Origin of the sequence: Hallella multisaccharivorax DSM 17128 (assembly GCF_000218235.1) — a bacterium.
Classification (GTDB): domain Bacteria; phylum Bacteroidota; class Bacteroidia; order Bacteroidales; family Bacteroidaceae; genus Prevotella; species Prevotella multisaccharivorax.
Genome location: NZ_GL945016.1, coordinates 41983 through 45168 on the forward strand (window position 1 = coordinate 41983; position 3186 = coordinate 45168).

Genomic DNA, 3186 nt, shown 5'->3' on the forward strand with positions numbered 1-3186 from the left:
CGCGAAATAGCTTTTGATGGAGATGCATATTTTGAAGTCACCCTTTGAATAATTATAAGAGCCATCCATATGATTTACTTCTCCATCAAGGAAGAAGGTAATTAAAATGACTTTAATCAGAAAAATTAATAAAATATATTGACAACATCAATCCTTTGATTTCCCTTCTTGTATTTTATGTAACGATGTGTTCTGCACGATATATACCACTTAAAGCCTGGTTTTTATATGTTGTAGTTATTGGTATCATTGTGTATTTTACTATCGTCTGGCATAGTTTAATACGTAAACATTAAATCGTAGCACAGTGAACTCCCCATGAGACAAAAAACTCATGGGGAGTTCACTTCAAATATTCCTTTGAAATTTGTTTTTCTACCTTACTTGCATTAGCTTCGAGAAAAGTACTCATAACTGCATTTTAGCAAGGTATCCTACATGGAATTTCGTACCATTCAGCCCGGAAAGTCTCAGTTTCTCAAGAGTGTTCATGAGATTAGTATCAAGGTATATTTGGACACCCTTGTCAACACCTTTTCCACGCTTCTCTTTCTGCTTCTGTGCAAGTTCCAAGAAGCGGCTCCATTGATTGCCATTTTTCTTTTTATTTACTCGTTTGCGTAATTGTAACTTCAGAATTATCGGCATTCTTCTCCGATGTAAGATGTTACTTTACTGTATCGCCCATGCTGAAATTGGCCAGAGGATCTGTTACGGATTGTATTGTTTTTTGTCATAGTGCTTATTCTTTATACCAAAAAACGATCTTTACCTTCTAATGCCACTTTCTCTGTTGATACCGAATTGTTGTTCAAGACCGATGGAACTCTTTACGGCAATCGGAGCATATTGTCTATTTACAAACTCCCAGATAGTTGTCCGACCCTCCTCGAGTCTCTGATAGTCTTCTTGCGTTATGCCTATGTACGTAGTATGGTCAGGGATAGTATGTATCTGCACATACGGTCTCCCATTGCCCCATCTGTATCCCGTGAAAGATGGTCTCTCATCATATTCACTTCGTTCTGGAATGCCCTCAGACTCAATAAGAGCTTGGAATGCGCCCGGCAACAGATTAGCCCTATAATCAAATGCCGTAATCATGGTTTTAACAAGATTCTGATAATCAGCATACTCCTTACTAAACTTATCGTATAGTTCTTTATTGGTATTGTAAACCTTTAAAATCTCACTTTGTTGTTTTTCAACTTTGCTATTTCAGTTTCTAATTTTAGTTTCTTTTCCTGTAGGCTATCTATTTCCTGCTTGGTTTTTGCCGTTTGTATTTCATCTAGTTTTTTCAGTATTTTTGGCGACAATAGCAGAGCGGCCAGCTGCTCCGCAGTTGCATATCCGTCATTATAGTCTTCAATCTGCTCTTTAGTAAGAACGACACCATTCAGCCACTCTCCATTAACAGCTGCAAAACTGCCATTTTAATTAGTTGTTGAAAGTTCTACGGCAGCATCTAATTTACCGTCAACTTTAGGCAAAACAAAGGACTTATAGTAGTTTATTCTACTATTCTTTACCTTTTTCTCACGTCTCTCAATTTCGTTAAGAGAAGGTACAGCCTTATCACGCTGTTCTCGAGCGATGATGTCATCAAGAGAAGGTACTAATTTATCCCGTCTTTCTCTCTCCATAATACTGGCCAAGGATGGGGCAGCCGCGCCTCTTTTCCCCCGGGCGATAATATCGTCAAGAGAAGGAGCAGCCTTATCACGCTGCTCTCGAGCGATGATGTCTTCAAGAGATGGCACGGATTTATTCCGCCTTTCTCTCTCCATGATGCTAGCCAAGGATGGGACAGCTGCGTCTCTTTTCTCCCGAGCGATAATATCGTTAAGTGAAGGTACAGCCTTGTCACGCTTCTCCCGATCAATAATCTCAGCAAGTGCAGGAGTGGAGTTATTTCTGCGTTCCCTCTCATTAAGCTGTTCTTCTGTAGGAAGTAACTTTATCTTTTTTTCAGTGAATTGAGGTGATTGTTTTTGACCGAATCGACTCCTCCAACTCGCTGTTTTCAACATCTAAATTGTTTCGCCGTTTTTCGGCTTCTTTTGCTTCATAGGAATAAACGATGATATCTTCCTTTGCTGCAGCAAGCTCTTCCTTGACATTAGCCAAGGTTGCATTAATTTTCTCTATGGCTTTGTCTATTTTGGCAGCATTGCTCTGTTTGTCCTTGATAGCTCTATCTAATTTATCTCGCTGCAGCTCCAGGTTTGGTTGCGCTCGGCCTGTTCGACCAGTTTCTTGTCATACTCTTGCACGGCATGAAGCTGGTCCTTCCGCATGTGCCTGCGCTTGCGTCGCTCCTCTGGATCGAGAAGATCTAGGTCGTCACCTCTCTCCAATCCATACTTTTTCCCCACCTTCTCATGATATTCAGTATGGAAATCTTTCATGTACTGCTTGCGCTCCCCATAGTTATCACCGAACACACCTGAATAACTCACTAACTTTTTGATGCTTTCGTCACAGGAGCATAATTGGATTTCTCTGCATCGGAAAGAGTTTCATACTCTTTCTTCTTGATGATGACGGACTGATTCGACTTTTTCTGATACTTTGTACTTGTCCGGCCACGGGTCTTTCGTTCGGCGACAGGTACCATCAGCAGGTGCATGTGTGGTGTCGTCTCATCGAGATGCACTTCGGCACCGATGATGTAGTCCTCTCCCCATTTTTCACAGGCAAAGCGATAGCTGTCTAAAGCCCATTGATAGATATTGGGCATAGCACTTAGCGAGTAGCCACTGGCAGTGAACTTATAGGCATCAGTGTTTTTACAGCCTCTGAATTGTCTTTCTCTGCCGTGTAGTCAATATCCTTGTAGGATGCGCCAAATGCCATCTCGCACATACGATCATGGTCTCCTGAGAACACCCAGTCAACACAAGAATTCGGCATGTTCTAGTACTCGCCAATGACTGCTCCGGGGTTGATGTCGATGCCGGTCTCCGAGTGGGCCAGCTCCGTCATGAGCCGCGGAATCAGTGGCACGTCCATGACAAACAGCTCATGGGCCACGCGGTGTGGTGATCGACGGAAAAGCCCTCTTCCCCCTCGATGTACTTGGACTTTACGTGCCCCTCGTCCTCGTGGAGCCATATCCCTATGACTTTCCACTTTGTTACCTGCTCGACCTTGCCCTTGAAGTCCATAAGCTGCTCGTCCGTT

At 42.7% G+C, this 3186-nt stretch carries 5 protein-coding genes and 1 pseudogene; all 6 read right to left on the minus strand.

Annotated elements, in window-relative coordinates; all coding sequences use genetic code 11:
* Positions 1-408 precede the first annotated feature (408 nt).
* Positions 409-648, minus strand: a complete 240-nt coding sequence (locus PREMU_RS00250) for a hypothetical protein (RefSeq protein WP_007572138.1) — start codon at positions 646-648, stop codon at positions 409-411.
* Between the two features lie 788 nt (positions 649-1436).
* Positions 1437-2033: a hypothetical protein gene (locus PREMU_RS00260; protein ID WP_007572177.1), complete on the minus strand. Its 597-nt coding sequence runs from the start codon at positions 2031-2033 to the stop codon at positions 1437-1439.
* A gap of 168 nt (positions 2034-2201) precedes the next feature.
* Positions 2202-2462: a plasmid recombination protein gene (locus PREMU_RS00265; RefSeq protein WP_040557896.1), complete on the minus strand. Its 261-nt coding sequence runs from the start codon at positions 2460-2462 to the stop codon at positions 2202-2204.
* Positions 2462-2743 carry a plasmid recombination protein gene (locus PREMU_RS00270; RefSeq protein WP_040557897.1) on the minus strand — a complete coding sequence of 94 codons (282 nt, stop codon included), beginning with the start codon at positions 2741-2743 and terminating at the stop codon, positions 2462-2464. The genes PREMU_RS00265 and PREMU_RS00270 overlap by 1 nt, the downstream gene beginning before the upstream one ends.
* A 5-nt stretch (positions 2744-2748) precedes the next feature.
* Positions 2749-2916, minus strand: a complete 168-nt coding sequence (locus PREMU_RS14770; protein ID WP_156803918.1) for a hypothetical protein — start codon at positions 2914-2916, stop codon at positions 2749-2751.
* Between the two features lie 6 nt (positions 2917-2922).
* Positions 2923-3048: pseudogene (locus PREMU_RS14775) on the minus strand (serine acetyltransferase); the annotation flags it as partial.
* Between the last annotated feature and the right edge of the window lie 138 nt (positions 3049-3186).

Excerpts from the sequence above, each read along its gene's own strand:
- PREMU_RS14770 (WP_156803918.1), bottom strand. The coding sequence starts at position 2,916 with ATGCCGAATTCTTGTGTTGACTGGGTGTTCTCAGGAGACCATGATCGT.
- PREMU_RS00250 (WP_007572138.1), bottom strand. The coding sequence starts at position 648 with ATGCCGATAATTCTGAAGTTACAATTACGCAAACGAGTAAATAAAAAG.
- PREMU_RS00260 (WP_007572177.1), bottom strand. The coding sequence starts at position 2,033 with ATGTTGAAAACAGCGAGTTGGAGGAGTCGATTCGGTCAAAAACAATCA.
- PREMU_RS00270 (WP_040557897.1), bottom strand. The coding sequence starts at position 2,743 with ATGCCCAATATCTATCAATGGGCTTTAGACAGCTATCGCTTTGCCTGT.